Below are 25,647 nucleotides of genomic sequence, written 5' to 3'. Positions count from 1 at the left end.
AAGGGTGGTTCAGGCCGCCTTGCGCCAGCCCCAGCGGCGCGTCGCTAGGATCTCGGCGGCGAGGTGCGCCTGCGGCTGCACGTCGAGACCCAGCTGCGCCAGGCCTTCGCACAGGGCGGCGCGCTGCGCGGCGTCGACCAGGGCGCCCACGTCGATCACCATCACCCCGCCCGGGCGCAGCAGGCCCAGGGTCGAGGCCGCGGTCGCGCGCATGTCGTCGGCCGTGGGGCTGCCCACGACCAGCAGCACGTCGCTGCGTTCGTCGGCGGCCGCGCAGGTGGCCCGGCGGGCGATTTCAACACGCTGGTAGCCGCGCCGCCACAGCTGTCCCATGGCCTCGGCGGCGTCCGGTCCGGCCACCGCCACGAAGCACAGCGGCGTGGCCTGGGCCAGTTCCAGCATACGGTCGAGCGTCGGATCGATCCCGTCGGTCGGGACGCCCAGCAGAAACTGAGCGGCTTGACGGAGCGGATGGAGAGACATGGTGAACGCCTTGTTAGGAAACGCAGCTTATGTGCGCCAACCCCGCTGTTCTGACGCCGCCCCGCGTCAGGGCGCCATTCATAAACCCGCCGCCGGCGTAAGGGCGGCATAAGGAGCCGATCGATGGGTTCGACCTTGGAAAACAGCGTTGCTTCGCCGCCCCGCTGGCACGAGATCGCCAGGCGCACCATCGAGGCGGGCTTCGACATGTCGTCGGAAGCGCGCATCGGCGAAATGCTCCGCACGCTCGCCGTCGGCCGCAAGGCGCTGCTGGAGATGGGCACGGGCACCGGCTCGGCCACCGCCTGGCTTCTGGACGGCATGGACGAGGACGCCCGCCTGGCCACCGTCGACAACGATCCCAAGGTCCAGGCCGTGGCGCGCGAAGTGCTGGGCGAGGATCCCCGCGTCGATTTCATCACCGAGGACGGCGCGGCCTATCTGGCCGGCCAGAGCGATGGCGGTTTCGACCTGATCTTCGCCGACGCCATGCCGGGCAAGTACGAAGGCCTGGAAGACGCCCTGCGCCTGCTGCAGGTGGGCGGCGTCTACGTGGTCGACGACATGTCGCCCCAGCCGAACTGGCCTGAAGGCCACCAGGCCCGGGTCGACGACCTGGTGCTGCGCCTGGCGGGCGATCCGCGCTTCGCGATCGTCGGCATGGACTGGGCCTCGGGCGTGCTGGTGGCGGCCAAGAGAGCGGCATGATCTGGATCCCCATCACCATCGCCGCCGCGGCCCTGCAGGTCGCCCGCAACGCGGCGCAGCGCTCGGTGATGGGCGGGGCCGGCCCCTGGGGCGCGACCCTCGTGCGGTTCCTGTTCGGCCTGCCGTTCGCGATCGTCTTCGCCGGGATCGCGTTCCTGGTCACCCAGGACCCGCAGGCGCACCTGACCATGCGCTTCTGGCTCGGCGCCTTCGCGGGCGCGGGCCTGCAGATGGCGGCGACCGCGGCGTTGCTGGTCGCCATGCAGCGCTCGTCCTTCGCGCTGGGCACGGCCATGCAGCAGAGCGGCCTGCCGTTCGCCCTGGTCTGGGGCGCGCTGCTGTTCGGTGATCGGATCACCGCCATGCAGTGGGGCGGGGGTCTGGTCGCCACCGCGGGCCTGGCCGCCCTGTCCTGGCCGCGCGGCGCGGTGACCCTCAAGCGCGGCGCGGTGCTGGCGGGTCTGGGTTCGGGCGCGATGTTCGCGCTCAGCGCCAACTGCTTCCGCCAGGCCTCGCTGACCTTCGATCCTGCGCACCTGGCCTATTCGGCCTTCGTCACGGTGATGGTCGTCCAGGCCATCCAGTCGGCGGTGCTGACCTCGATCCTGATGGTGCGCAATCCCGACGCGGTGGTCGCCGTGCTGGCCGCCTGGCGCAAGTCGCTGGGCGCGGGCTTCTGCGGCGCGGCCGCCTCGGGCCTTTGGTTCACGGCCATGGCGCTGTCGCCGGTGGGGCCGGTGAGGGCGGTGGGCGTCGTCGAGATGCCGATGGCGGCCCTGGCCGGAAGACGGCTTTTCGCCGAACGGTTGACCCTGTTTCAGGTCCTCGCAGGGGCCGTTACGGCGGTCGGAGTCGTCATGGCCGCGCTCGGCTAGAAATAGACACTTTTATGCGTTCCCCCTGCCGGCTCGCACACGAGTTTGAAACAGGTGAGAAGGCTTGGCGAATAGACCTTGAAATCAACGCTTTCGCGGTGCAAACGGGCGGCGTCTCCCTCACTCTTCCGGTGGTTGGACGACGGCGCGGCCCGGCGGCGGCGCTCCCGTCGCCACAAGAAGGCGCAAGGCGGGAAGGGACGATGATCCGCGTACGCGGGGAATCATGTTGTCCTCTTCCTGATTTGCAGTAGGAGCCTTTTTCTCGCCTGCTCCTCCGGTCATTCGGCGGAAAGGGCTCCGCACCGCGGGCTCCCCCGTGGTTTTTGACGTCTCGCCCCTTCTACCCCTCAGTCAGGGTTTTCGATGTTCTCTTCCCTCTTCGGCGTCATCTCGAACGACATCGCCATCGACCTGGGCACCGCCAACACCCTGATCTACCAGAAGGGCAAGGGCATCGTGCTGAACGAGCCGTCCGTCGTGGCGCTGCGCAACGTCGGCGGCCGCAAGGTCGTCCACGCCGTGGGCATCGAGGCCAAGCAGATGCTGGGCCGCACACCGGGCCACATGGAAGCCATCCGCCCGATGCGCGACGGCGTCATCGCCGACTTCGAAGTCGCCGAGGAGATGATCAAGTACTTCATCCGCAAGGTTCACAACCGCAAGGGCTTCGTGAACCCGAAGGTGATCGTGTGCGTGCCGTCGGGCGCCACCGCCGTGGAACGCCGCGCCATCAATGACAGCTGCCTGAACGCCGGCGCCCGCCGCGTCGGCCTGATCGACGAGCCGATGGCCGCCGCCATCGGCGCTGGCCTGCCGATCCACGAGCCGACCGGCTCGATGGTCGTCGACATCGGCGGCGGCACCACCGAGGTGGCCGTGCTGTCGCTGTCGGGCATCGTCTATTCGCGCTCGGTCCGCGTCGGCGGCGACAAGATGGACGAGGCGATCATCAGCTACATGCGTCGCCACCATAACCTGCTGATCGGCGAAACGACCGCCGAGCGCATCAAGAAGGAAATCGGCACCGCTCGCGCGCCGGCCGACGGCGAAGGCCTGTCGATCGACGTAAAGGGCCGCGACCTGATGCAGGGCGTGCCGCGCGAAGTCCGTATCTCGGAAAAGCAGGCCGCCGACGCCCTGGCCGAACCGGTCGGGCAGATCGTCGAAGCCGTGAAGGTGGCCCTGGAAGCCACCCCGCCGGAACTGGCCAGCGACATCGCCGACAAGGGCATCATGCTGACCGGCGGCGGCGCGCTGCTGCGCGGCCTGGACGCCGAGATCCGCGACCACACCGGCCTGCCGGTGACCGTGGCCGACGATCCGCTGTCGTGCGTTGCCCTGGGCTGCGGCAAGGTGCTCGAGCATCCCAAGTGGATGAAGGGCGTCCTGGAATCGACCCTCGCCTAAGCCCTGATACAATCCGCATCGGCGTCCGGCGGGCGCCAGGAGAATAGTTCGTGCCCTTTCGCGAAGGTCCGCTCGGCGACCTGAAAGTGCCGCTCACCTGGACCGCGGCCGTGGCGCTGATCGTCGCGGTCGTGATCGCGGTGGCCTTTCTCCTGGCCGACCGGCGCGAGACGCTGCAACAGCAGGCCTACGGCGTCACCCGCCAGACGGTGGACACCGTGGCCAAGCCGGTCAGCGGCGTCATCGCCGCGCCCGGCCGCTGGACCGGCGTCGGCGTCGACGCGGTGCGCAACTACTTCTTCGCCGGCTCCGAGAACGCGCGCCTGAAGGCCGAGCTCAAGGAGATGCGGACCTACCGCGACAAGTACCTGGCTCTCGTCGACGAGAACGAGCGCTACAAGTCGCTGCTGGGCCTGAAGACCGATCCGCCGATCCCGATGGTCGCCGCCCGCGTGGTGGCCGACAGCCGCGGCCCCTTCGCCAACACCCGCCTGGCCGACGCCGGCAAGGAAAAGGGCGTCGTCGTCGGCAATCCGGTGATGAACGAGCGCGGGCTCGTGGGCCGCATCGTCGGCGTCGCGCCCGGCGCCAGCCGCGTGCTGCTGCTGACCGACATCGCCTCGCGCACGCCGGTGATGATCGACCGCACCAACTCGCGCGCCATCCTGACCGGCGACGGCGGCCCCAATCCCAAGCTGGAATACCTGCGCGGCTCCGAGCCGATCCAGGCCGGCGACCGCGTCGTGACCTCGGGCGACGGCGGCGTCGTGCCGCGCGGCCTGCCGGTGGGGGCTGCGGTCAAGGGCCTGGACGGCCGCTGGCGCGTGGTGCTGTTCGCCGACAGCACCTCGATCGACTACATCCGGATCCTGCTGTTCAAGGACTTCGCCCAGTTGGCCGACCAGCAGGCCCTGGCCGCCAAGGTGCTGCCGCCGGTGATCACCGAGAACCCCGAGCAGTCGATCCTGGGTCCGGCCCGTCCCGCGACCCCGCCGCCCGCCGCCCCGGCGACGACGGCTCCGGCCGCCACGACGGGGACGGCCCCGGCCGCGGCCCGGCCGACCACGCCCGCTCCGACGGCGACTCGGCCCGCGGCTGCGGGAACGAGCGCCGCACGGCCGCCCGCGACGACGAGGCCCTCGACCACCAGCCCGGCGCCCGCGCCGGCCAGGACGCCGCAATGACCGGCGCCCGGCCCCTCAATCCGGGGCGCTGGCTGGGCGTCCCCATGCTGTTCGTGATCCTGGCGACGATCCTGTTCGCGGCCCCGATCCGCATGTGGGGCCTGCAACTGCCCGAACCCATCTTCGCGATGGTCCCGGCCTTCGCCTGGGCGGTGATCCGCCCATCGATCCTGGCGCCGTTCGCCCTGCTGTTGCTGGGCCTGTTCCTCGACACCTTCTGGGGCGGCCCCACGGGCCTGTGGGGCCTGTCGCTGCTTGTCGCCTACGCCTCGGTGCTGGCGGTGCGCAACATGCTGACCGGCCAGAGCCGGCCGATGCTGTGGGTCTGGTACGCCGGCGCCTGCGCGCTTTCCATGACCGCCGGCTTCCTGTTCACGATGATGGACAGCCTGGCCATGCCCAGCCTGGTGGCCGTGTTCTGGCAGTTCCTGGCCACGGCGCTGCTGTTCCCGTTCGCGCACCGGCTGATCGATCGCTTCGAAGACGCCGACGTCCGGTTCCGGTGAGGCGATGAGCGAACCGTCGATCTTCTTCTTCGAGGTCAACGAGCGGCAGGGGGTCTTCCACCGCCGCGCGTTCCTGCTCGGCGGCCTGGCCGGCGCGGGCCTCCTTACCCTGACCGGGCGCCTGGCCCAGCTGCAGCTGGTCGAAGCCCAGCGCTACCAGAAGCTTTCGGCCGGCAACCAGTTCAACTACCGCCTGGTGCCGCCGCCGCGCGGCCTGATCCTCGACCGCAACGGCGTGGCCCTGGCCTCCAACCGCCCCAACTTCCGCCTGATGGTGATCAAGGAGAAGGGCATGGACGTCGAGGCGACCCTCGACGACCTGGGGACCCTGGTGCCGATCGACGGCACGCGCCGCGCGCGTCTCCTCAGGGAGATCAACAACGCCCCGCGCAAGGCGCCGGTGGTGGTGATGGAAGACATGACCTGGGAGGAGTTCTCCCGGATCAACATCCGCGCGCCCGAGCTGCCCAATATCAGCGCCGACATGGGCGAGGTGCGGGTCTATCCGTTCGGCGGCGCCTTCGCCCACGTCATCGGCTATGTCGCCAAGGTCTCCGACCGCGACGTCGAGGCGGCCAAGAAGGATCCGACCCAGGACCAGGAACTGCTGCACAACCCCGGCTTCCGCATCGGTCGCCAGGGCGTGGAGAAGGCCTTCGACCTGGATCTGCGCGGCCGCGCCGGCGCCATCAAGGCCGAGGTCGACGCTCAGGGCCGCGTGGTCAGCCTCGACCCGGCCGGCGACATCCCGGCCACGCCCGGCAAGGAAGTGCGCCTCACCCTCGACGCCGACATCCAGAACCGCGCCCTTGAGGTGATGGGTGAGGAAAGCGGCGCGATCGTCGTCATGGACATCCGCAACGGCGACCTGCTGGCGATGGTCTCGGCCCCCAGCTTCGACGCCAACCGCTTCGTGAAGGGCCTGTCGGGCGCGGAATACCGGGCGCTGTCGGAGTACGAGCGCAAGCCGCTGCTCGACAAGGCGATGACCGGCACCTATCCGCCGGGCTCGACCTTCAAGCCGACGGTGGGCCTGGCCGCGCTGGCGGCGGGCATCGATCCGAACATCCGCATCAACTGCCCGGGCAGCTGGTACTACGGCGGCCGCACCTGGCGCTGCTGGCAGAAGGGCGGCCACGGCGCCCAGAACATGCACGACGCCATCAAGAACTCGTGCGACATCTACTTCTACCAGACGGCGCTGAAGATTGGCCCCGACGCCATCGCCACGGCCGCGCGCGGCATGGGCTTCGGCGAGATCTTCGACATCGGCATTCCCGGCCAGAAAAAGGGCATCGTCCCCGACCGCGAGTGGAAGAAGCGGGCCTTCAAGCGCAATCCGGCCAACCAGATCTGGTTTCCGGGCGAGACCCCCAGCTACGGCATCGGCCAGGGCGCGCTGAGTGTCAACGCCCTGCAACTGGCGGTGATGACCGCGCGCCTGGCCAATGGCCGCAAGGCCCTGAACCCGCGCCTGATCAAGTCGGTCGGCGGCGTTGAGCAGCCCAGCGGCGCCGACGTGCCCGATTTGCCCTTCTCCAAGGAGCACCTCGACTACGTGCGCGGCGGCATGGCGGCCGTGGCCAACGACGTGCGCGGCACGGCCTATCGCCAGAGCCAGCTGGGTCTGGGCGACGTGCAGATGGCCGGCAAGACCGGCACGGCCCAGGTCCGCAGCTACGACAAGGCCAAGAGCCGCAACAGCGCGTCGGTGCAGTGGAAGCTCAAGGACCACAACCTGTTCGTGGCCTTCGCGCCCTATGACGACCCGCGCTACGCCGTGGCGGTGCTGGTCGAGCACGGGGGCCTGGGCGGCGCCACCGCCGGCGCCCCGCGCGCCCGCGAGGTGATGCGGGTGGCCCTGCTGAAGGATCCGGAGATCCGCGCCCGCATCGAGCGTCCCATGCCTCTGCCCGAGGCCCCGGTCGAGACCGCCGACGGCGTCGTCGAAGGCGCCGCGCCCGACGAGCCGGAGGAGGGCGCTCCGCCGCCCCCCGAGGCGACGACCCCGACGACCGGCCAGCCACCCCAGGGAGGCCACATATGACCCTCAGCGGCGGCCTCTCCCGGCCCGGCGAACGCGACCGGCCGATCATCAAGTTCATGGAGATCGACTGGACCTTCTGCCTGCTCCTGTGCCTGATCGCGGGCTCGGGGGCCTTGATGCTGTTCTCGATCGCGGGCGCCTCGTGGGAGCCCTGGGCCGACAAGCACCTGCTGCGTTTCGGCCTCTACTTCATCATGATGATCATCCTGGCGATGGTCGACCTGCGGGTCTGGTTCACCCTGGCCTATCCCGTCTACGGGGTGGGGCTCCTGCTGCTGGTGGCGGTGGAGGTGGTCGGCGACGTGTCGCTGGGCGCCCAGCGCTGGCTGTCGATCGGCGGCTTCCGCTTCCAGCCGTCCGAGATCATGAAGATCGGCGTCGTGCTGGCCCTGGCCCGCTATTACCACGGCCTGTCGGCCGACAGCGCCCGGTTCTCCTGGCGGCTTCTGGTCCCGTTGGCGATGATCGGCGCGCCGGTGTTGCTGGTCGCCCACCAGCCCGACCTGGGCACCGCCATGCTGATCGCCATGACGGGGCTGGCCATCGTCGTGCTCGCGGGCCTCTCCTGGCGGGTGATCGCCACCGGCGTCATCGGGGCCCTGGTGGCCATCCCGCCCTTCGTGCTGTTCGTGCTGCACGACTACCAGCGCAAGCGGGTCCTGACCTTCCTCAACCCCGAGGCCGACCAGTCGGGCTCGGGCTACCACATCTACCAGTCCAAGATCGCCCTGGGCTCCGGCGGCCTCTTGGGCAAGGGCTTTGGCCTGGGCTCGCAGAGCCAGCTGAATTTCCTGCCGGAAAAGCAGACCGACTTCATCTTCGCCACCCTGGCCGAGGAGTTCGGCTTCGTCGGTTGCCTGTGGGTGCTGGCGCTGTACGGCGTGGTGATCTTCATGGCCCTGCGCATCGCCTCGATCAGCCACAGCCACTTCGGGCGCCTGGCGGCCTCGGGCGTGACGGCGACCTTCGCCCTCTACGTGCTGATCAACGGGGCCATGGTCATGGGCCTGGCCCCGGTGGTGGGCGTGCCCATGCCGATGCTGTCGTACGGCGGCACCGTGATGATGACGGTGATGATCGGCTTTGGCCTCGTGCAGGCCGTGCGGGTCCATCGCTACACCGAAGTCACCAGCGGCAAGGGCTCGCTGATGTAGTCAGCCTTTCGGCAGGGTGATCTGGCGAAGGATCACCACTGTCCGATTGTTGACGGGTTCGGCGACGTCGTCGGCGGTCTTCACTGCCGGGGCTGTCTCGCCCATCGGCTGTAGCTCTATCAGCTGGGCGTCGACGCCGGCCTCGACCAGGGCCCTTCTCACCGCCTCGGCGCGACCCGTCGATAGCGCCATGTTGCTGTCGCTGGAGCCGACCGTATCGGTGTGTGACTGGACGATGACCTTGGCCGGCTTGTAGAACCGAATCTGCTGAACGGCCGCGTCGATGGCGTGCTCCGAGACCGCCCTCGTCCCTGTCGAGCCCGACGGGTGATAGACGATCACCTCATCCGTGTGCGGGCCCGGAGGCGGCGAGGGCGGCGAGGGCGGCGGAGGAGGCGCCGATGGGGCGGCTTGCAGGGCGACGGCGAGGAGAAAAGCGATCATGGCGAGCGTCAATGTGACGCCCGCCATGTCCGGTTTCAATCTTCGCGTGCCTCAGTCGATCCCCTCTACCAGTTCCCTTAGGTAGGCGACGTGGCCGCGGAAGGCTTTGGCGCCGTCCGCCGTCACCTTGGCGCGGGTCCGGGGGCGCTTGCCGACGTGGTCCTTCAGGATCTCGACATAGCCGGCCTTTTCCAGGGCGCTCAGGTGGCTGCCCAGATTGCCGTCGGTGGCCTGGGTGACAGTCTTCAGGCGCGAGAACTCGGGCGGCTCGCCGTCGCGCTCGGCATAGAGGGCGGCCATGATCTTAAGGCGCAGGGGCTGGTGGATCAGGTCGTCGGCCTGCGCCATGCTCAGGCCCTCGCCAGCCAGACGCCGCTGACGAACAGCGCCACGCTGGCGCTGGCCATCCAGAAGGCGAGGATGTCGGGGAAGGCGTAGAACCCGACCAGGGTCAGGGCGAACATCACCGCGCCGATCCCGAGGTAGCGCCCGGCCACGAAGACGCCGACCGCCGCATAGATCGCTCCCACCATCAGGCCGGGGAAAGCCAGGTACGCGGCCGGATCGGTGGGGCGCAGCACGTAGAAGGTCGACATCACGAAGACGATGGCCACCGCCATGCCGCCCATCATCTTCAGCGAGCTTCGGTCACCCTTCACGCCGGCCGCGCGCGCGGCCTTTTCCGCGGGGCGGGCCAGCAGGATCGAACCGATCGCGCCCACCGTGTCGAGCACCAGCCACGCCCAGCCCCATTGGTGCGAGGGCAGCAGGCCCATGCCGAGATAGCCCAGCATCCAGATCACGCTCCACAGCATCAGGATCGGACCGCCGATGCGGTAGCCGCGCAGGGTGGCGCCCCGGCGGGTGGTTTCCTGAATGTCGGCCAATGCGGCGGCCGCTTCGTCCTTGGTCAGCACCATCACATCCTCCATGTGAGCCTCAAAGCTCTCTGTGTGACAGAGTGCTTGCGCCGATAAGCTCTGTCAAGCAGAGTTCTCTGAATGGCACCCTAGTGACCCGCCGCCGCGACCAGCAGGCTGACGGCCAGCAGCAGCATCACCGCGCCGATGACGAGGTCGAGCACGCGCCAGGCGGCGGGGCGGGAAAACAGCGGGACGAGGAAGCGGGCGCCGAAGCCCAGGGCCGAGAACCAGGAGAAACTGGCCAGGGCCGCGCCGGCCATGAACAGCGGGCGTTCGGCGGCGGGCAGGCTGGCGCCGACCGCCCCCATCAGCATCACCGTGTCGATATAGACGTGCGGGTTCAGGAAGGTGAAGGCGGCCGTGCCGGCCAGCGCCGCGCCCAGGGTGATGCTCGGCTGTTCGGCCAGGGCCAGCGCCTCGGGATTGGCCGCCCGCCGCAGCGCGCCGACGCCGTACCAGGCCAGGAACGCCGCGCCGCCAAGGCTCAGCGCCAGCGACAGTCCCGGGATCAGCGCCAGAACCGCGCCCAGCCCATTGACCCCGGCGATGATCAGCGTGGCGTCGGCCAGGGCGCAGAACAGCACGATCGGCAGCACGTGTTCGCGCTTCAGCCCCTGGCGCAGGACGAACATGTTCTGCGCGCCGATGGCGACGATCAGGCCGGCGGAGAGGGCGAAACCTTTTGCAAAGGCGGGGAGGAGGGCGGTGCTCATGGCCGTCTTGATGACGACGGCGGCGTCTGTAGTCTAACTAAGGATGCTAAATCGAAATTAGATGAGCTAATGCTGGACTATGCCTCCCTGGCCGCGGTGGCGGCGGTCGCGCGCGAGGGCGCCTTCGACAAGGCCGCCACCGTCCTCGGCGTCACGCCCTCGGCCGTGTCCCAGCGGGTCAAGGCCCTGGAAGAGCGCCTGGGCGCGGTGCTGCTGACCCGTGGCCAGCCTTGCCGCCCCACCGCCATCGGCGCGCGCCTGTGCGCCCATGTGGAGCAGGTTCGGCTGCTGGAGGGCGATCTGGTCGCCGACCTGCCGCGCCTGACCGATCTAGCCGAGGGGCCGGCCGTGGTTCGTATCGCCGTCAACGCCGACAGCGTCAGCACCTGGTTCCCGCTCGCCGCCGCCCGCTTCGCCGAAGAGACCGGGGCCATGCTCGATATCGTCATGGACGACGAGGCCCACACCGCCGAGCGCCTGCGCGATGGCGAGGTGCTGGCCGCCGTCACCGCCGATCCGGCGCCGGTGGCCGGCTGCAAGACCTTTCCGCTGGGGGCGATCGAGTACGTGGCCACGGCCAGCCCCGCCTTCATGGCGCGTGTCTTTCCGGACGGCTTCGGCGCCGAGCGGCTGCGCCATGCGCCGCTGCTGCGCTTCGACCGCCGCGACGGACTTCAGGCCCGCTGGGCGCAGGAGGCGCTGGGCGTGCTTCCCGAAGGTCCCGTGCACTGGACGCCGGCCACGCAAGGGATGCTCGACATGAACCTGGCGGGCCTGGGCTGGGCCATGACCCCGCGCACGCTCGCGCAGCCGCACCTGGCGTCCGGCCGGTTGGTCGAACTGCCGCCGGGCCACGCTATCGCGGTGACGCTCTACTGGCAGCGTTCGCGGCTGTCGGCGCGCCTGCTGGATCGCCTGACGGCGGCGGTGCGGGCGACGGCGGGCGAGGCGCTGGTCGAGGCTACTTGCTCTTCAGCGCCCGCCCGGTGACGACGGCGCCAAGGCCGTACTTGCCGCGCAGGGCGTCGATGGCGGTCTCGCTCTTGAGAGCGCGGCGCTCGTCGCCGGCGAAGAAGTCGTCGGCCGCGCCCGCGGCGGGCACGAACTCGGTCAGGCCCGCCCCGATCAGGCGATAGGACCGTCCCGGCGGCTCGGCGGCCAACAGTTCCCGCGCCACCTGGAACAGGGTCTGGGCCGTCTGGGTGGGGACGGGCAGGGTGCGTCGGCGGGTGTGGATCTTGAAGTCGGGGGTGCGCAGCTTCAGCGTCGCCACCCGGCCCGCCACCTCTTCGCGCCGCACCTGACGGGCCACCTTCTCGCACAGGGGCCACAGCTGGTCCTCGAGGTCCTCGCGGCGGAAGAGGTCGTCGTTGAAGGTGGTCTCGGCGCTGATCGTCTTGCGCACGCTGTCGGGATCCACCGCCCGGGCGTCCTGGCCGTGGGCCAGCCGATGCAGGCGCAGGCCGCCGGTTCCCAGCGCCTGGGCCAGGGTCTTCAGATCCGCATTGGCGATGTCGCCGACAGTGCGCAGGCCAAGGCCCGCCAGGGTCGAGACCGTGGCCGGCCCCACGCCGGGCAGGATCGACACCGGCTTGGTCGCCAGGAACGCCACCGCCTCGGTCGCGCCTATGGCCGAGAAGCCGCGCGGCTTGTCCAGCTCCGAAGCGATCTTGGCCAGGAACTTGTTGGGGGCTAGGCCGATCGAGACGGTCAGGTTCTGCTCGGCCTCGATCTCTCTCTGCACCTTGGCCAGCATCACCGCCGGCGGCGCGCCGTGCAGGCGCTCGGTGCCGGCCAGGTCGATCCAGGCCTCGTCCAGCGACAGCGGCTGGACCAGCGGCGTCAGGTTAGAGAGTCGCGCCATGATCAGCGCGCTCTCGTGCTTGTACTTGGCGAAGTTGGGCTTCACGACCACGGCGTCTGGACACAGCTGCAACGCCTTGAACATCGGCATGGCCGAGCGCGCGCCGCTCATCCGGGCGATGTAGCAGGCCGTGGTGACGACGCCCCGCTTGCCGCCGCCGACGATCACCGGCTTGTCGCGCAAGGCGGGATCGTCGCGCTTCTCGACCGAGGCGTAGAAGGCGTCGCAGTCCAGGTGGGCCATCGACAGGACGCCCAGCTCCTCGTGGAAGACCGTGCGCGGCGAGCCGCACGACGGGCAGCGCGGCGCCTTGCGCTCGCCGGTCCACAGGCAGTCGCGGCAGAGAGCCTTCATCGCCCGTCGAGCGCCAGCGCCTCGCGGAGAGCGACCTTGAGGTCGGGCCACAGGTCGATGCGCGTGTGCCGGTCGGGCGCGCTGGGGGCCAGGGGGCGCAGGCGCTCGTCCGTCACCATCTGGAAGCGGCCCACGCTCGGCGCGTACTCGGCCACTGATTCGAGCTGGGGCAGCAGGTCGTCGATGAACACCACAGGCTTCTCGACCCGCCCGGCCAGGTCGGCCGCCGACGGACCCTTGGGGCCGGAGTTGATGATCAGCGGATAGTCGAAGCCGTGGGTCTTCAGCCACCGCGCGCGGGTCTGGCGGCCGTGCTCGGGGGCGTTGGTCAGGATCACCACATTGGCGTCCAGCGACAGGTCGGCGAGGGCGTCGGCCGCGCCTTCGGCCGGAAGCAGGTCCTCGCCGCCATCGCGGAAGAAGTCGTTGAACAGGGCCCGGCCGGCGATCAGGTCCAGGTGCTCGGCCTCGCCCGGGCGATAGATGTTCTGGAACAGCGCGAAACGGTCGACGCGCAGCTCGAAGCCATGCCGTCCGATGAACGCGCCGAAGCCGGCCATGAACTGGGCCAGGACTTCGTCGACGTCCACGATGACGAGCGGACGGTGCGCATCCAGCGTGCAGGTCTTGAGGTCGAGAGAGCGGGCGTCCATTTGTGTGCGATCGGTCGTTGGAAACGCGATTAGCGCGGGCTTAAGGATATTCGTGCGATCTGAGGATGAAGAAGCGGCGCGAATCCCTCACGTGTCGCCACGGACCGTATGGTCGGGGTCAGGATGACGAAGAAGGTCCTCATCGTCGAGGATAACGAGCTGAACATGAAGCTGTTTCATGATTTGCTCGAGGCCCAGGGCTACGAGACCCTGCAGACCCGTGAAGGGCTGCAGGCGCTGTCGATCGCCCGTGAACATCGCCCTAACTTGATCCTCATGGACATCCAGCTGCCCGAGATTTCGGGCCTGGAAGTGACCAAGTGGCTCAAGGAGGACGACGATCTGTCACATATACCCGTGGTCGCTGTTACGGCATTTGCGATGAAGGGCGATGAAGAGCGGATTCGCGAGGGCGGCTGCGAGGCCTACATCTCGAAGCCGATCTCGGTGTCGCACTTTCTCGAAACCATCCGCCGGCTGCTGGAGAGGTAACAGGTCGTGAGCGCGCGAATCCTCGTCGTCGACGACATCGAGGCCAATGTGCGCCTGCTCGAGGCCAAGCTGTCGGCCGAGTATTATCAGGTCTCCTACGCCTATGATGGCCCGACGGCCCTGGCGAAGGCGGCCGAGGAACTGCCCGACATCATCCTGCTGGACGTGATGATGCCCGGCATGGACGGCTTCACCGTCTGTCGCAAGCTCAAGGAAGACGCCGCCACCCGCCATATCCCGGTGGTGCTGGTCACGGCCCTCGATGGCCGCGCCGATCGCATCCAGGGCCTGGAGGCGGGCGCCGCCGACTTTCTGACGAAACCCATCGACGACGTCATGCTGTTCGCCCGCGTGCGCAGCCTGACCCGCCTGAAGATGGTCATCGACGAACTGCGCCAGCGCGAGGCCTCGGGCCGCCGCATCGGCGTGATCGCCGGCGCCGCCGCCCGCCTCGACGGCATCGGCGGCCGGGTGCTGATCGTCGACGACAACGAACGCCAGGCCCAGCGCGTGGCCTCCGAACTGGCGGTCGAGCACCGCCCGGTGATCGAAACCGACCTGGCCAAGGCGGAAATCAGCGCCGGCGGGCCGGTGGATCTCGTGATCGTCAACGCCGCCGCCCGCGGCTTCGACGGCCTGCGTTTCGCCGCGACGCTGCGCTCCAGCGAGCGCACCCGGCACCTGCCGATCCTGGCCGTGGTCGATCCCGACGACCGCCCGCGGATGGTCAAGGCGCTGGATATCGGCGTCAACGACGTGCTGCCGCGCCCGATCGACCCGCAGGAGCTGGCCGCCCGCGTCCGCACCCAGGTGCGCCGCAAGCGCTACACCGACTATCTGCGCAACAACCTCGACCACTCGCTGGAGCTGGCCGTCACCGATCCGCTGACCGGCCTGCACAACCGCCGCTACATGACCGGCCAGCTGTCGGCTCTGGTTAACCGCGCCACCATGGGCGGCGACCCGGTCTCGGCCCTGCTGATCGACATCGACTACTTCAAGAAGATCAACGACGGCTTCGGCCACGACGTCGGCGACGAGGTGCTGCGCGAGTTCGCCCTGCGCCTGGCCTCGAACGTGCGGGCCATCGACCTGCCTTGCCGCTACGGCGGCGAGGAGTTCACGGTGATCATGCCTGACACCCAGCTGGCCGACGCCGTGCGCATCGCCGAGCGCATCCGCATGCACGTGGCCGGCTCGCCGTTCCGCGTGGCCGGCGGCCAGGAAATGCTGACGGTGACCATCTCGGTGGGCGTCTCGGCGACCACCGGTGCGGGCGACACCCCCGAGGCCCTGCTCAAGCGCGCCGACAGCGGCGTCTACGAGGCCAAGGCCGCCGGCCGCAACGCCGTGGTCTGCAAGGCGGCCTGAGCGCCGCCTACTTCGCCACCTTGATCTCGAACAGCCACGGCCAGAACTTGCCCGTGACGAAGATCCTGTCCGCCTTGGCGTCGTAGGCGATGCCGTTCAGCACGTCGGCCCGGCGAGCCTCCTGCGGCGTCAGCAGGCCCGACAGGTCGAGTCGCCCGACCACCTTGCCGGTCTTGGGATCGATGCGGATGATCTGGTCGGTCTGCCAGATGTTGGCCCAGACCTCGCCCTTGATGAATTCCAGCTCGTTGATCTGGTCCACGGGGCGACCGTCGTCGGTCACCTTGACCCGGCCGGTTTCCTTCAGGGTCTTGGGATCGAGAAACCGCAGCTCGTCGGTGCCGTCGCTCATGATGATGCGGCGGTCGTCCTTGGTCAGGGCCCAGCCTTCGCCGGTGTAGCTGAAGGTCGACTTGACGGCGAAGGTCGCCCGATCGCGCACGAAGCCGATGCCGTTCTGCCAGGTCAGCTGGATGATCTGGTCGCCCCAGTCGACGATGCCCTCGCCGAAATACTTGGGATCCAGGTCCGCCTGCTGCTGCACAGCGCCGGTCTCCAGATCGACCTTGCGCACCCACGAGCGGCCTTCCAGGCCCGTGCTCTCGTAGAGCTGGCCGTCGCGCACCAGGAGGCCCTCGGTGAAGGCCTGGCGGTCGTGAGGATAGGTGCGGACCACCTCGTAGCTCTGCACCGGCGCCGGCTGGGCGCAGGCGGGCAGGGCGGCCATGACGGAGAAGGCGAGGGCGAGGCGAACGATCACGCGATGAACCTATTCCAGGGACCGGAAAAACAAAAACGCCCGACGTTGCCGCCGGGCGTTTTCGAGAATCGTCGGTGCGACGAGGCGATCTTACTTGATCTTGCCTTCGCGGAATTCGACGTGCTTGCGCACGACCGGGTCGTACTTCTTCAGCACCATCTTCTCGGTCTTGGTGCGGGCGTTCTTCTTGGTGACGTAGAAGAAGCCGGTGTCCGCCGTCGAATTCAGGCGGATCTTGATCGAAGCCGGTTTGGCCATGGTCGTATCCCTGCGGTGGTCGCGCAGGTCTCCGCGCGGTCGAAATGAGAGGCGCGGAACATACGCATGAACGGAGCAAAGTCAATCGGCGCCTGAACATCGTTTGTAGGGGAAATCCACGGACCGCGCCTTGCCGCCGATTTCGCCCTCGATCCGGCCGATAAGTCCGTCCTTGCCCTGGCTTTTGTAGATCACGCGCTGGGGAAAGTCGTGGGCGGGGTTCTCGAACACCAGCTCGCCTGGCGCGGCGTTCTTCAGCGGGAAGGCGGCCGGGGCCTGGTTCGAGGGCGTGGCGAAGAAGGTGAGTCGTCCGTCGATTTCCTGGATTCGGGTGAACTCGAAAGTGCGGACCTTGCCGTCGCGCACCGTGCGGCTCATGCCCAGCATCATGCCGCCGCCGGGCGCCAGCCACCGCTCCTCAACGACGCCGTTCGGACGGTCCTGTCGCCAGCAGCCCGCCAGGAAGGCAGCCTGGTCGATGGCCGGCGCCGGGGCGGCCTGCAAGGCGAGGAAGAGGGCGAGCATGGCGGCGGCTCCGTCGGAAGGTCCAGATCATGGTCCGCAATCCTCGTCCTTCGACAAGCTCAGGATGAGGATTTCTACTGCGACGTCGAAATTCGTCCTCACCCTGAGCCTGTCGAAGGGCGAGGACGCTTCTAAAGCTCGGTCATCACGGCGTTGCCGCGCAGGAAGCGCATGAATGGCGCCCGGCGGCCGGGATCCTTCAGGCGCAGGGCCGTCTCGCGCAGCACCATGCGGGTGATGCTGGGCAGGTCGAGGTCGCGGGTTTCGTCGAAGGTGACCCAGGCGATCTCGTCCAGTTCGCCGCAGTCGGGCTGGCGCTCGAGGCTCAGGAGAGCGCTGGCCGGGGCCATGAAGAAGCGGGCGTCGAAGCGGCGCGGGCGATAGGGCGGGGTGATGGCGCGGGCCACGAAGCTCAGCGGCGACAGGTCGGGCAGGGCGCCCTGGGCCAGGAACGGCCGCCAGGCGCCGGCTCCGGGCCGCGTCGGGGCGGCCTTGGCCAGCAGCAGGCCGGTCTCCTCGAAGGTCTCCCGTACGGCCGCCAGCGCCAGGGCGCGAGCCAGGCGGGCGGGGGAAGGGTGGCGAGGCTCGGCGGCCAGCCGCGTGGCGACCTCGGGATCCAGCTCCGTGGCCGAGGGCGCGCCATAGTCGCCACGATCGACCCGGCCGCCGGGAAACACCCATTTGCTGGCCATGAAGGCGTGGCCGCGATTGCGCCGGCCCATCAGCACCTGCGGGGCCGGTCCGTCGTCGCGGACAACGATCAGGGTGGCGGCGTGGCGGGGGCGAATGACGCCGGAATTGGGATCCAGCGCCTCGCCATCGTCTTTCGAGTCGAAGGTTGGGGAGTCGGATACGGGCTCGGTCATGGACGAAGCTTAGTCTTCACGACGGTTCTGCAAAGCCGTTCCTTAGGTAAAGCGCCGCCGCCCTTGACCCGATCCCAGGAACCGCCAAGCTCGCCCGCAAAGTCTTCTCAAGGAGTCGGGAATGGGCGTGCGCGCGAAGGTTTCGGTACTGGCCCTGATGGCGGCGAGCGCCATGTCCGTTCCGGCGCTGGCCGCGCCCTCCGCGGCCAAGGTCGAGGCGGCCGCCAAGGCGGCCCAGCCCAAGGTCGTGGCCTGGCGGCGCGACGTCCACGAGCATCCCGAACTGGGCAACCAGGAAGTCCGCACGGCCGCCCTGGTGGCCAAGGAGCTGAAGGCCCTGGGCCTGGAGGTCCGCGAAGGCGTGGGCAAGACCGGCGTCGTGGGCGTGCTCAAGGGCGGCAAGCCCGGCAAGGTCGTGGCCCTGCGCGCCGACATGGACGCCCTGCCGGTGCTGGAAAAGACCGGCCTGCCATTCGCCTCCAAGGCCACGGCGACCTGGGAGGGCAAGACCGTCCCGGTCATGCACGCCTGCGGCCACGACACCCACGTGGCCATGCTGCTGGGCGCGGCGACGGTGCTGGCCGGCATGAAGAACGACATCGCCGGCACGGTGGTCTTCGTCTTCCAGCCGGCCGAGGAGGGGCCCCAGGCCGGCGACGAGGGCGGCGCCAAGCTGATGATCGCCGACGGCGCGCTCGATAATCCTAAGGTCGACGCCATCTTCGGCGTCCATATCGGTCCGGGCGACGCCCACGCCCTGAACTATCGCCCCGAAGGCTTCTACGCCGGCGCCGATCGCCTCACCATCACCGTCAAGGGCAAGCAGACCCATGGCGCGCGGCCCTGGGCCGGCATCGACATGGCCAGCATCTCGGCCGACATCGTCCAAGCCCTGAACCAGATCGCGGCCCGCCAGATCGATGTTGGGACCTCGCCCACGGTGCTGACCATCGCCACCATCAACATGGGGGTGCGCAACAACATCATCCCCGAAGACCTGGTGATGAGCGGCACCCTGCGCACCTTCACGCCCGAGCGGAAGGCCGAGGTGATCGCCAAGACGCAGAAGGCCGTGGCCGCCATCGGCGACCGCTATGGCGCCAAGGCTGAGGCGGTGTTCACCCAGCCCTATCCGGTCACCTGGAACGACGCGGCCCTGTCGAAGTGGGTAAAGGCCTCTCTGGAAAAGGCCTCGCCCGGCAAGGTCGACGACCAGGCCGCCCTGGTTACCGGCGCCGAGGACTTTTCCCTCTACGGCCAGAAGGTCCCGGCGGTGTTCGTCCAACTGGGCGGCCGCAAGGCCGACGTCCCCGCCGCCGGCGCCCCGGCCAACCACTCGCCCTATTTCGACATCGACGAGGCGGTGCTGGAGACGGGGGTCAAGGCCGAGGTGTTCATGGCCCTGGATTACCTGGCGAAGAAGTAAGGGAAGACCCCCCTAAGTCGCTCCGCGACAGCTCCCCCAGAGGGGGAGCATCTTTGCGCCTGCGCTAATAGATCCTCCCCCCTCTGGGGGAGGTGGCCCGGAGGGCCGGAGGGGGTTTTGCGGCGCCCCCTCGCATTTTTTGGGAAAGCGCCTATCTAACCGCCCCATGACCGACGCCGCCCCCCAGATCCTGTCCGACGACCTCGTTTCCGCCTTCCAGATCGAAGGCTTGCCCGTGCGCGGCCGCGTGGTGCGGTTGGGCGAGGCGGTCAACGAGGTGCTGACTCGCCATTCCTATCCCGAGCCCGTGGCCAACCTCCTGGGCGAGGCCTGCGCGCTGGCCGCCCTGGTCGGCTCGAGCCTGAAGTTCGAGGGCCGCCTGATCGTCCAGGCCCAGGGCGACGGCCCGGTGCGCTATGTCGTCGTCGACTACGACACCACCGGCGGCCTGCGCGGCTACTGCCGGTTCGACCCCGACGAGGTGGCGGCCGTCTCGGAAGGCTTCGCGCGTCCGGGCGCCAAGACCCTTCTGGGCGGCGGCGTGTTCATCATGACCCTCGACCAGGGGCCGGACATGGAGCGCTACCAGGGCGTCACCGCCATCGAGGGCGAGAGCCTGGCCCTGTGCGCCGAGCAGTACTTCATGCAGTCGGAACAGATCCCGACCCGCGTGCGCCTGGCAGTCGGCCAGGTCGACACCGGCGAGGGCCTGACCTGGCGCGCCGGCGGCATCCTGATCCAGACCATCGCCGGCGACGAGACGCGCGGCGAGACCAAGGAAGCCTGGAACCACGCCCAGGCGCTGTTCGAGACCACGGGCGAGGACGAGTTGATCGACCCGACCGTGCCGACCACCACCCTGCTGTGGCGCCTGTTCAACGAGGACGGCGTGCGCCTGATCGACGAGAAGCCGCTGCGCGCCTTCTGCCGCTGCTCCGAAGAGCGGATTGGCGTGGTGCTGCAATCCTTCTCGCCCGAAGAGAAGGCCGAGATGATCGAGCCGGACGGCAAGATCCACGTGACCTGCGAATACTGCTCGCGCGTCTACGCCCTGGAGCCGGAAGGCGAGGTCTGAGGCACGAGGAACCTCCCCCTGTGGGGGAGGCGATCGCGCAGCGATCGGTGAGGGGAGTGATTTCGAGCCCCCCTTCAGCCTTCGATAGCTGAAAACGGCCCCCCACCGGCCTTCGGCCGCCTCCCCCAGAGGGGGAGGTTCTCTAAGGGGCTAGCGCAGCTAGTGCCGCCCTTCCGGTCGCCGGATGACGTATTCGTGCGTCAGGTCCAGGTCCAGCCGCACCGAGCCGGACGGCGGGCCCGCGTCCAGGTGCGGCCGCTCGCCCAGCACCAGATAGGCCTGGGCGTTCGGCTCGAGATTGTTGAAGCTGATCTTCGACGAGCCGCCCGGCGGGATCGACCGCGCCAGGCTAACCGGCCTGGTCGGGGCTTTCTGAAACACCACGACCGTCGAATTCTGGACGTCGTCGCTCTGGTTGATGAGGGTCAGCTCGTAATCGGCCACGCCGCAACCTCCCTATGTGTTCGCGGTCTCGCGCCGCTGAGGGAAGTAAACGCGTAACATTGTTACTTGGCAACGGCGCCGTTCGGCGGAGCCGTCAGCTGTAGGTGACCGAAAAGGTCCCGTTGGGCTGCTGGATGACCGTGGCGGTGGTCTGGGGCCTGCCGGTGAAGTCGATTTCGGCGCTGGCGGTGATCTGGGCCGCGTCGATCACCTCGCCCGGCGCATAGGCCCCTTCGGCGACATAGTAGGTGTGGATCGGCCTGATGTTGCTGATCATGTTCGGCAGGGCGGGGAAGGTCATGGTGGGGACGGGGATCGGCGTGCCGGCGATGCGGGCCATGCCCAGCACGTAGCCGCTGGCCGGCGTGAAGTCCGAGCCCGTGACGATCGCGAACGACCCCGGCTGGGCCGTGCCCGGGCTGGTGAGCGTGGTGAAGCCGGTGGGCGAGCCGCCGCTGAAGGCGACTGTGTCCTGGGTCTGGGTGCTGACCTGCATTACGCCGCCGCTGAGCATCTGGCCGCCCACCGGCGGATGGCTCCAGTAGGCGTAGACCGTCTCGTCGAAGGTGATGCGGTCGAAGCCGCCGTTGGTGACGCCGGGGAAGGTCGCCCAGGCGTTGGTGAAGACCTGCGAAGCGCCGCCGTTGGCGGTGAGCTCAGGTTCCCGCAGAAAGAGCACATAGCTCTTGGCGGCCTGGGACTGGTTCCAGATCTGGATGGTGTAGTACGTCATCGCTCGGCTCCCCCCGGGTTCACGAACAATGACGTACTATCTCAAGGTTGCGTTTTCGGAAACGCGATCCTTGCGTCAGTTTACCCGTCGCGAGGCGCCGGGCAGGTGCAGCGAGAACTCGGGGATCTGAGCGTCGAACGCCTCGCCGGCCTCGGTGACCATCTGGTAGCGGCCGACCATGGTGCCCGAGGCCGTCGGCAGCGGGCAGTTGGAGACGTAGCGGAAAGCCTCGCGCGGCCTCAGTTCCGGCTGCTCGCCGACCACGCCCGAGCCCTCGACCTCGTTGCTGCGGTTCAGGGCGTCGGTGACCTTCCACCAGCGCGCGACCAGGTGCACGGTCTCGACGCCGTGGTTCTCGATCTCGACGGTGTAGGCCCACAGGTAGAGGCTCTGCTCGGGCGAGGATTCCTCGGGCAGGTAGCAGGGCGCGACCCGCACGACGATGTCGCGCGTGCGGGCCTCGTAGATCCCGGTGTCGGGGCCGCGGCGCCGACGGATCCGCTTCAGCGGCGGGCTGGACTCACGCCTGGTCGAGCGCACGGGTCACGTCTCGCGTCAGGTCGGACAGGCTTTCCAGGCCCACTGACAGGCGCACGCCGCCTTCGGTGACGCCCAGCAGCGGGCGCATCTCTTCCGGAACGGAGCGGTGCGTGGTGGTCGGGGGGTGGGTGGCCATCGACTTGGCGTCGCCCAGGTTGTTGGAGATGTCGACGATCTCCAGAGCGTTCAGGAACTTGAACGCCGCCTCGCGCGAACCGAGGTCCAGCGCGATCACCGTGCCGGCGCCGGTCATCTGCTTCTTGGCCACCTCGTAGCCCGGATGGTCGGTGCGGAACGGGTAGAGCACCCGCGTCACCTTCTTGTGCTCGGCCATGACGTCGGCCAGGGCGGCGGCGGTGTCGGTCTGGCGGCGCACGCGCAGGTCCAGGGTCTCTAGGCCCTTGAGCATCACCCAGGCGTTGAACGGCGACAGCGACGGGCCGGTGTGGCGCATGCTGTCGCGGTAGAATTCCTCGTTGATCGCCTCGGTGGTCAGGATCGCCCCGCCCAGCACCCGGCCCTGGCCGTCGATGTGCTTGGTGGCCGAATAGACGACGACGTCTGCGCCCAGCGCCAGCGGCTGCTGGAAGATCGGGGTGGCGAACACGTTGTCGACGATGACCTTGGCGCCGACGGCGTGGGCCAGCTTCGACACCGCGGCGATATCGGTGATCTCCAGCACCGGGTTGGACGGCGTCTCGATCAGGACGGCCTTGGTGTTGGACTTGATCGCCGCTTCCCAGGCCGAAAGGTCGGTGGCGTCGACGAAGGTGGTCTCGACGCCGAAGCGCGGCAGCCATTCGGCGATCAGCCAGCGGCACGAGCCGAACAGGGCGTTGCCCGCCACCACGTGGTCGCCGGCGCGCACCAGGCCCATCAGGGCCGAGTGGACGGCGGCCATGCCGGTGGCCGTGGCGCGGCAGACCTCGGCGCCTTCCAGCAGGGCCAGGCGGTCCTCGAACATCTTCACGGTGGGATTGTTGAACCGCGAATAGACGAAGCCCGGGTCCTCGCCTGAGAACCGGCGGTCCGCGCCCTCGGCGCTGTCGTAGGTGAAGCCCTGGGTCAGGTAGAGCGCCTCGGCGGTCTCCATGAACGGCGAACGGGCCAGCCCCCCACGGATGAGCTTGGTGGCGACGTCCCAGTTCTTCGGATCTTCGGACACGGCGTACTCCCGACGACGAAAAGGCCCGCGTCGACAACTTACCGCCGACGCAATCGCGGTGGGTATAGGCGATCTTTCACTGCTTCGTCACGGTCCGAGCGCGCGGGGCGAGCGCCAGGGCGGCGAAGGTCGCCTGGCGGGTGAGGCGAGCCTTGCCTTGGCGCGCCGGTTGCGGTTCCCATCCGACCGTGCGGCGCGCGGGGGCGAGGATGGCGGCGGGGCGGCGGATCGTGTTGGCGACGACGGGCTCGCTCGGCGACCTGCATCCGTTTCTGGCCCTGGCGCTGGCCCTGGAAAGCCTTGGCCACGCGCCGGTGCTGGCCACCCACGAGGACCATCGCGCCAAGGTCGAGGCCGAGGGCCTGGCCTTCGCCCCGCTGCGGCCCAGCACCCAGCAGATCCAGGCGCGCCTGGGCCTCGACATCGCCGACGTGTTCGATCGGATGAGCCGCGATCCCGATTTCCTGCTGCGCGATCTGCAGATGCCCTTCCTGTCGGAGACCTACGAGGACGTCCGAGCGGCGGCCCTGGGGGCCGACATGGTGGTGGCGCACAACATCGTCTTCGGCGCGCCGCCGGCCGCCCGGGCGCTGGACCTGCCGCTGGTGCGCGTGGCCCTGGCTCCGATCTTCATGCAGTCGGCGAGCGATCCGTCCGAAACCGGGCCGGCGCCCTATGTCTTCACGCCGCGCTCGGCCGCTGCGATCGGCTGGAACCGGCTTGTACGCGCGCTGGTGCGCGGGCGGATCGCCGCCTCGCTGAAGCCCGTGCGGGATCTGGGCCGCAAGCTCGGCGTCGCCCATGCCGACGCCGACGCCATGTTCGATTGCGGCCACGGCGACGGCGCGCCGGTGCTGGGCCTCTACTCGCCCGCGTTCGGGCCGGTGCAGCCCGACCACCCGGCCGGCCTGACCCTCGTCGGGTTTCCGTCCTACGACAGCGAGGCCGGGGGGCAGTCCGCGCTAGATCCCGCGCTGGCGGCCTTTCTCGACGCGGGACCGGCGCCGATCGTGTTCTCGCTGGGCAGTTTCGCGGTGCATGCGCCGGGCGACTTCTATCGCGCCAGCCTCGAGGCGGCGCGCGCTCTGGGCCGCCGGGCTCTGCTTCTGGCCGGCGCCAACGAGGCCGAGCGCCTGGCGGGGAAGGGAGGGGGCGAGGTCTTCGTCTGTTCCTACGCCGCCCATTCGCTGGTCTTCCCCCGGGCCGCGGCCATCGTCCATCACGGCGGGATCGGCACGACCGCCCAGGCCCTGCGGTCGGGGCGGCCCCAGCTGGTGACGCCGTTCCTGGGCGATCAGCACGACAACGCCCGGCGAGTGGGGCGGCTGGGCGTCGGCCGCAGGCTTCGGCCCGAACGTTTCGCGCGCGGCGGCGCGGCCACAGCGCTGAAGACCGTGCTGGAGGACCCCGCCTATGCCGCCGCCGCGCAGGGCCTGGCGCCGGTCTTTCGGGGCGAGGATGGGGCCATGGCCGGCGCCCTGCATCTCGACGAACTGCTTCGACGGGGCTGACGGCGTTCAGATTTTCGCGGCGCTTCCGATACCGCTCTTGCCTCGCGACGGCGCTTTAGAGAGTGTGCCGCCGATGACCGACGCCCACGCCGCAGGGATTCTGCCCTGCCAGACCATCGAATCCCTGATCGCCCAGGAGGCGATCACCTCGCAGACCCCGTTCGACCGTGACCAGGTCCAGCCCGCCAGCCTCGACCTGCGCCTGGGCGTGCGCTGCTGGCGCGTGCGCGCCTCGTTCCTGCCGGGGGTCTCGCGCCGCGTGCCCGACCGCCTCAAGGACGTGGCCATGCACGAGCTGGACCTGTCGAAGGGCGCGGTGCTGGAGAAGGGCTGCGTCTACATCGCCGAGATCCAGGAGCGCCTGGCCCTGCCGGCCAATGTCGCCGCGCGCGGCAACCCCAAGAGCTCCACCGGCCGGGTCGACGTCTTCGTCCGCCTGCTGAGCGACCACTCCAAGGCCTTCGACGACATCGAGGCCGGCTACGAGGGCCCGCTCTATATCGAGATCGCGCCTCAGACCTTCTCGGTGCTGGTCCGCGCCGGCACGCGCCTGAACCAGCTGCGCCTCAAGCGCGGCGACCCCGTCAAGCTGGCCATCCGCAGCGTCGGCGTCGATCTGACGCCGGGCGACACCGGCATCGTCGGCTTCCGCGGCCGTCGCCACGCCGGCGTCGTCGACCTCGACCACGAGGACGGCCACGACCCGCGCGACTTCTGGGAGCCGCTGGAGACCCGACACGGCGAACTGCTGCTCGATCCGGGCGAGTTCTACATCCTGGCCTCCAAGGACGATGTCGAGATCCCGGTCATGGAAGCGGCCGAGATGACTCCGATCGACCCGTCGGTCGGCGAGTTCCGCGTCCACTACGCCGGCTTCTTCGACCCGGGCTTCGGCACCGAGGAGGCCGGCGCCGTCGGCTCCAAGGGCGTGCTCGAAGTGCGCAGCCACGAGACGCCGTTCCTGCTGGAAGACGGCCAGACCGTCGCCCGCCTGGTCTACGAGCCCCTGACCGAGCGGCCCGCGCGCCTCTATGGCGAAGGCGGTTCGCACTACCAGCGACAGGGCCTGAAGCTTTCGAAGCACTTCAAGGCGTGGCGTTAGGCCGCGGCGCTTTGCGCTCGCCCGGTTAACGCGCTCAGGCCTAGCGTGGTCCCCGTGTTTC

29 protein-coding genes and 1 pseudogene are annotated in these 25,647 nt (G+C 69.1%); 14 read left to right on the top strand and 16 right to left on the bottom strand.

The genetic code is table 11. The features are described 5' to 3' along the window. Positions 1-9: 9 nt before the first annotated feature. A complete protein-coding gene (locus SGCZBJ_RS02880) occupies positions 10-483 on the bottom strand; it encodes a hypothetical protein (RefSeq protein WP_101716524.1) in 474 nt (157 codons plus the stop codon). A gap of 123 nt (positions 484-606) precedes the next feature. On the opposite strand from SGCZBJ_RS02880, the gene SGCZBJ_RS02875 reads away from it, so the two are divergent. From SGCZBJ_RS02875 to rodA, 7 genes are all read left to right on the top strand, one after another. Beyond that, positions 607-1,191, top strand: a complete 585-nt coding sequence (locus SGCZBJ_RS02875) for an O-methyltransferase (protein ID WP_101716523.1) — start codon at positions 607-609, stop codon at positions 1,189-1,191. Further along, positions 1,188-2,066: a DMT family transporter gene (locus tag SGCZBJ_RS02870; RefSeq protein WP_101716522.1), complete on the top strand. Its 879-nt coding sequence runs from the start codon at positions 1,188-1,190 to the stop codon at positions 2,064-2,066. The genes SGCZBJ_RS02875 and SGCZBJ_RS02870 overlap by 4 nt, the downstream gene beginning before the upstream one ends. Before the next feature lie 366 nt (positions 2,067-2,432). Next, positions 2,433-3,476, top strand: a complete 1,044-nt coding sequence (locus SGCZBJ_RS02865; protein WP_010919417.1) for a rod shape-determining protein — start codon at positions 2,433-2,435, stop codon at positions 3,474-3,476. 50 nt (positions 3,477-3,526) lie between these two features. Then, complete coding sequence (mreC, locus tag SGCZBJ_RS02860; RefSeq protein ID WP_101716521.1) at positions 3,527-4,660, top strand: rod shape-determining protein MreC; 1,134 nt, start codon at positions 3,527-3,529, stop codon at positions 4,658-4,660. After that, on the top strand, positions 4,657-5,166 hold the full coding sequence (locus SGCZBJ_RS02855; protein WP_058348486.1) for a hypothetical protein: 510 nt from the start codon (positions 4,657-4,659) through the stop codon (positions 5,164-5,166). The genes mreC and SGCZBJ_RS02855 overlap by 4 nt, the downstream gene beginning before the upstream one ends. Positions 5,167-5,170: 4 nt before the next feature. Then, on the top strand, positions 5,171-7,213 hold the full coding sequence (mrdA, locus tag SGCZBJ_RS02850) for a penicillin-binding protein 2 (protein WP_101716520.1): 2,043 nt from the start codon (positions 5,171-5,173) through the stop codon (positions 7,211-7,213). Further along, positions 7,210-8,367 carry a rod shape-determining protein RodA gene (gene rodA, locus SGCZBJ_RS02845; protein ID WP_101716519.1) on the top strand — a complete coding sequence of 386 codons (1,158 nt, stop codon included), beginning with the start codon at positions 7,210-7,212 and terminating at the stop codon, positions 8,365-8,367. Before mrdA ends, rodA begins: the two co-directional genes overlap by 4 nt. Here the strand turns inward: rodA and SGCZBJ_RS02840 are convergent, their stop codons facing one another. The 4 genes from SGCZBJ_RS02840 to SGCZBJ_RS02825 all read right to left on the bottom strand — a co-directional run bounded on the left by SGCZBJ_RS02840 (position 8,368) and on the right by SGCZBJ_RS02825 (position 10,447). Further along, positions 8,368-8,811: an OmpA family protein gene (locus SGCZBJ_RS02840; protein ID WP_165799224.1), complete on the bottom strand. Its 444-nt coding sequence runs from the start codon at positions 8,809-8,811 to the stop codon at positions 8,368-8,370. 51 nt (positions 8,812-8,862) lie between these two features. Further along, positions 8,863-9,159: a winged helix-turn-helix domain-containing protein gene (locus SGCZBJ_RS02835; protein WP_101716517.1), complete on the bottom strand. Its 297-nt coding sequence runs from the start codon at positions 9,157-9,159 to the stop codon at positions 8,863-8,865. Positions 9,160-9,161: 2 nt separating this feature from the next. Next, positions 9,162-9,743 (bottom strand): hypothetical protein, encoded by a 582-nt coding sequence (locus tag SGCZBJ_RS02830; RefSeq protein ID WP_101716516.1) that lies wholly within the window; start codon positions 9,741-9,743, stop codon positions 9,162-9,164. A gap of 77 nt (positions 9,744-9,820) precedes the next feature. Then, positions 9,821-10,447 (bottom strand): LysE/ArgO family amino acid transporter, encoded by a 627-nt coding sequence (locus SGCZBJ_RS02825; protein WP_101716515.1) that lies wholly within the window; start codon positions 10,445-10,447, stop codon positions 9,821-9,823. Positions 10,448-10,516: 69 nt separating this feature from the next. Here SGCZBJ_RS02825 and SGCZBJ_RS02820 point away from each other — a divergent pair, with 69 nt between their 5' ends. Continuing rightward, positions 10,517-11,437 (top strand): LysR family transcriptional regulator ArgP, encoded by a 921-nt coding sequence (locus SGCZBJ_RS02820; protein WP_101716514.1) that lies wholly within the window; start codon positions 10,517-10,519, stop codon positions 11,435-11,437. Here SGCZBJ_RS02820 and SGCZBJ_RS02815 read toward each other — a convergent pair. Both SGCZBJ_RS02815 and SGCZBJ_RS02810 read right to left on the bottom strand, forming a co-directional pair. Further along, complete coding sequence (locus tag SGCZBJ_RS02815) at positions 11,409-12,665, bottom strand: DNA polymerase IV (protein WP_101716513.1); 1,257 nt, start codon at positions 12,663-12,665, stop codon at positions 11,409-11,411. The two genes, SGCZBJ_RS02820 and SGCZBJ_RS02815, sit on opposite strands and share 29 nt — an antisense overlap. Then, the gene (locus SGCZBJ_RS02810; RefSeq protein WP_101716512.1) at positions 12,662-13,318 is read right to left on the bottom strand and encodes an HAD family hydrolase; all 657 of its coding nucleotides are present in this window, start codon (positions 13,316-13,318) and stop codon (positions 12,662-12,664) included. The genes SGCZBJ_RS02815 and SGCZBJ_RS02810 overlap by 4 nt, the downstream gene beginning before the upstream one ends. Positions 13,319-13,441: 123 nt before the next feature. On the opposite strand from SGCZBJ_RS02810, the gene divK reads away from it, so the two are divergent. After that, entirely contained in the window at positions 13,442-13,810 is a 369-nt protein-coding gene (divK, locus tag SGCZBJ_RS02805) for a cell-cycle response regulator DivK (protein ID WP_058348522.1), read from the top strand. Positions 13,811-13,816: 6 nt separating this feature from the next. Beyond that, on the top strand, positions 13,817-15,181 hold the full coding sequence (locus SGCZBJ_RS02800) for a PleD family two-component system response regulator (protein ID WP_101716511.1): 1,365 nt from the start codon (positions 13,817-13,819) through the stop codon (positions 15,179-15,181). A 7-nt stretch (positions 15,182-15,188) separates the two neighbouring features. On the opposite strand, the gene SGCZBJ_RS02795 is transcribed toward SGCZBJ_RS02800, so the two are convergent. From SGCZBJ_RS02795 to SGCZBJ_RS02780, 5 genes and pseudogenes are all read right to left on the bottom strand, one after another. Beyond that, entirely contained in the window at positions 15,189-15,941 is a 753-nt protein-coding gene (locus SGCZBJ_RS02795) for a glutaminyl-peptide cyclotransferase (protein WP_276308914.1), read from the bottom strand. Between the two features lie 90 nt (positions 15,942-16,031). Beyond that, positions 16,032-16,199: a 50S ribosomal protein L33 gene (rpmG, locus tag SGCZBJ_RS02790; RefSeq protein ID WP_004620056.1), complete on the bottom strand. Its 168-nt coding sequence runs from the start codon at positions 16,197-16,199 to the stop codon at positions 16,032-16,034. 81 nt (positions 16,200-16,280) lie between these two features. Further along, positions 16,281-16,724: a DUF6265 family protein gene (locus SGCZBJ_RS02785; protein ID WP_101716510.1), complete on the bottom strand. Its 444-nt coding sequence runs from the start codon at positions 16,722-16,724 to the stop codon at positions 16,281-16,283. Positions 16,725-16,764: 40 nt separating this feature from the next. Continuing rightward, a pseudogene (locus tag SGCZBJ_RS25965) lies at positions 16,765-16,851 on the bottom strand (hypothetical protein); the annotation flags it as partial. Positions 16,852-16,855: 4 nt separating this feature from the next. After that, positions 16,856-17,590: an NUDIX hydrolase gene (locus SGCZBJ_RS02780; RefSeq protein ID WP_101716509.1), complete on the bottom strand. Its 735-nt coding sequence runs from the start codon at positions 17,588-17,590 to the stop codon at positions 16,856-16,858. A gap of 121 nt (positions 17,591-17,711) precedes the next feature. Here SGCZBJ_RS02780 and SGCZBJ_RS02775 point away from each other — a divergent pair, with 121 nt between their 5' ends. Then, positions 17,712-19,016, top strand: a complete 1,305-nt coding sequence (locus SGCZBJ_RS02775) for an amidohydrolase (RefSeq protein ID WP_420808144.1) — start codon at positions 17,712-17,714, stop codon at positions 19,014-19,016. Positions 19,017-19,182: 166 nt separating this feature from the next. Next, positions 19,183-20,091: an Hsp33 family molecular chaperone gene (locus SGCZBJ_RS02770; protein WP_101716508.1), complete on the top strand. Its 909-nt coding sequence runs from the start codon at positions 19,183-19,185 to the stop codon at positions 20,089-20,091. Between the two features lie 159 nt (positions 20,092-20,250). On the opposite strand, the gene SGCZBJ_RS02765 is transcribed toward SGCZBJ_RS02770, so the two are convergent. The 4 genes from SGCZBJ_RS02765 to metZ form a co-directional block, all read right to left on the bottom strand. Then, positions 20,251-20,535 carry a hypothetical protein gene (locus tag SGCZBJ_RS02765; protein WP_101716507.1) on the bottom strand — a complete coding sequence of 95 codons (285 nt, stop codon included), beginning with the start codon at positions 20,533-20,535 and terminating at the stop codon, positions 20,251-20,253. 94 nt (positions 20,536-20,629) lie between these two features. Further along, complete coding sequence (locus tag SGCZBJ_RS02760) at positions 20,630-21,268, bottom strand: hypothetical protein (RefSeq protein ID WP_101716506.1); 639 nt, start codon at positions 21,266-21,268, stop codon at positions 20,630-20,632. A 75-nt stretch (positions 21,269-21,343) separates the two neighbouring features. Next, complete coding sequence (gene apaG / locus SGCZBJ_RS02755; protein WP_101716505.1) at positions 21,344-21,808, bottom strand: Co2+/Mg2+ efflux protein ApaG; 465 nt, start codon at positions 21,806-21,808, stop codon at positions 21,344-21,346. Continuing rightward, on the bottom strand, positions 21,789-22,973 hold the full coding sequence (gene metZ, locus SGCZBJ_RS02750; RefSeq protein ID WP_101716504.1) for an O-succinylhomoserine sulfhydrylase: 1,185 nt from the start codon (positions 22,971-22,973) through the stop codon (positions 21,789-21,791). Before metZ ends, apaG begins: the two co-directional genes overlap by 20 nt. A 230-nt stretch (positions 22,974-23,203) precedes the next feature. Here metZ and SGCZBJ_RS02745 point away from each other — a divergent pair, with 230 nt between their 5' ends. Continuing rightward, complete coding sequence (locus SGCZBJ_RS02745; RefSeq protein WP_165799223.1) at positions 23,204-24,484, top strand: nucleotide disphospho-sugar-binding domain-containing protein; 1,281 nt, start codon at positions 23,204-23,206, stop codon at positions 24,482-24,484. Positions 24,485-24,557: 73 nt separating this feature from the next. After that, entirely contained in the window at positions 24,558-25,586 is a 1,029-nt protein-coding gene (locus SGCZBJ_RS02740; RefSeq protein ID WP_101716502.1) for a 2'-deoxycytidine 5'-triphosphate deaminase, read from the top strand. Positions 25,587-25,647 lie beyond the last annotated feature (61 nt).

It is taken from the genome of Caulobacter zeae, assembly GCF_002858925.1.
In the GTDB taxonomy this organism is placed as follows: Bacteria; Pseudomonadota; Alphaproteobacteria; order Caulobacterales; family Caulobacteraceae; genus Caulobacter; species Caulobacter zeae.
The sequence above is the reverse complement of the archived record's forward strand: the minus strand, read 5'-3'. Positions and strand labels throughout refer to the sequence as shown.

What these genes read in the sequence shown, in the direction of transcription:
- SGCZBJ_RS02880 (WP_101716524.1), bottom strand. Translation starts at nt 483, where the DNA reads ATGTCTCTCCATCCGCTCCGTCAAGCCGCTCAGTTTCTGCTGGGCGTC.
- SGCZBJ_RS02875 (WP_101716523.1), top strand. Translation starts at nt 607, where the DNA reads ATGGGTTCGACCTTGGAAAACAGCGTTGCTTCGCCGCCCCGCTGGCAC.
- SGCZBJ_RS02870 (WP_101716522.1), top strand. Translation starts at nt 1,188, where the DNA reads ATGATCTGGATCCCCATCACCATCGCCGCCGCGGCCCTGCAGGTCGCC.
- SGCZBJ_RS02865 (WP_010919417.1), top strand. Translation starts at nt 2,433, where the DNA reads ATGTTCTCTTCCCTCTTCGGCGTCATCTCGAACGACATCGCCATCGAC.
- SGCZBJ_RS02855 (WP_058348486.1), top strand. Translation starts at nt 4,657, where the DNA reads ATGACCGGCGCCCGGCCCCTCAATCCGGGGCGCTGGCTGGGCGTCCCC.
- mrdA (WP_101716520.1), top strand. Translation starts at nt 5,171, where the DNA reads ATGAGCGAACCGTCGATCTTCTTCTTCGAGGTCAACGAGCGGCAGGGG.
- rodA (WP_101716519.1), top strand. Translation starts at nt 7,210, where the DNA reads ATGACCCTCAGCGGCGGCCTCTCCCGGCCCGGCGAACGCGACCGGCCG.
- SGCZBJ_RS02840 (WP_165799224.1), bottom strand. Translation starts at nt 8,811, where the DNA reads ATGATCGCTTTTCTCCTCGCCGTCGCCCTGCAAGCCGCCCCATCGGCG.
- SGCZBJ_RS02835 (WP_101716517.1), bottom strand. Translation starts at nt 9,159, where the DNA reads ATGGCGCAGGCCGACGACCTGATCCACCAGCCCCTGCGCCTTAAGATC.
- SGCZBJ_RS02830 (WP_101716516.1), bottom strand. Translation starts at nt 9,743, where the DNA reads ATGGAGGATGTGATGGTGCTGACCAAGGACGAAGCGGCCGCCGCATTG.
- SGCZBJ_RS02825 (WP_101716515.1), bottom strand. Translation starts at nt 10,447, where the DNA reads ATGAGCACCGCCCTCCTCCCCGCCTTTGCAAAAGGTTTCGCCCTCTCC.
- SGCZBJ_RS02820 (WP_101716514.1), top strand. Translation starts at nt 10,517, where the DNA reads ATGCTGGACTATGCCTCCCTGGCCGCGGTGGCGGCGGTCGCGCGCGAG.
- SGCZBJ_RS02815 (WP_101716513.1), bottom strand. Translation starts at nt 12,665, where the DNA reads ATGAAGGCTCTCTGCCGCGACTGCCTGTGGACCGGCGAGCGCAAGGCG.
- SGCZBJ_RS02810 (WP_101716512.1), bottom strand. Translation starts at nt 13,318, where the DNA reads ATGGACGCCCGCTCTCTCGACCTCAAGACCTGCACGCTGGATGCGCAC.
- divK (WP_058348522.1), top strand. Translation starts at nt 13,442, where the DNA reads ATGACGAAGAAGGTCCTCATCGTCGAGGATAACGAGCTGAACATGAAG.
- rpmG (WP_004620056.1), bottom strand. Translation starts at nt 16,199, where the DNA reads ATGGCCAAACCGGCTTCGATCAAGATCCGCCTGAATTCGACGGCGGAC.
- SGCZBJ_RS02785 (WP_101716510.1), bottom strand. Translation starts at nt 16,724, where the DNA reads ATGCTCGCCCTCTTCCTCGCCTTGCAGGCCGCCCCGGCGCCGGCCATC.
- SGCZBJ_RS02780 (WP_101716509.1), bottom strand. Translation starts at nt 17,590, where the DNA reads ATGACCGAGCCCGTATCCGACTCCCCAACCTTCGACTCGAAAGACGAT.
- SGCZBJ_RS02775 (WP_420808144.1), top strand. Translation starts at nt 17,712, where the DNA reads ATGGGCGTGCGCGCGAAGGTTTCGGTACTGGCCCTGATGGCGGCGAGC.
- SGCZBJ_RS02770 (WP_101716508.1), top strand. Translation starts at nt 19,183, where the DNA reads ATGACCGACGCCGCCCCCCAGATCCTGTCCGACGACCTCGTTTCCGCC.
- SGCZBJ_RS02760 (WP_101716506.1), bottom strand. Translation starts at nt 21,268, where the DNA reads ATGACGTACTACACCATCCAGATCTGGAACCAGTCCCAGGCCGCCAAG.
- SGCZBJ_RS02740 (WP_101716502.1), top strand. Translation starts at nt 24,558, where the DNA reads ATGACCGACGCCCACGCCGCAGGGATTCTGCCCTGCCAGACCATCGAA.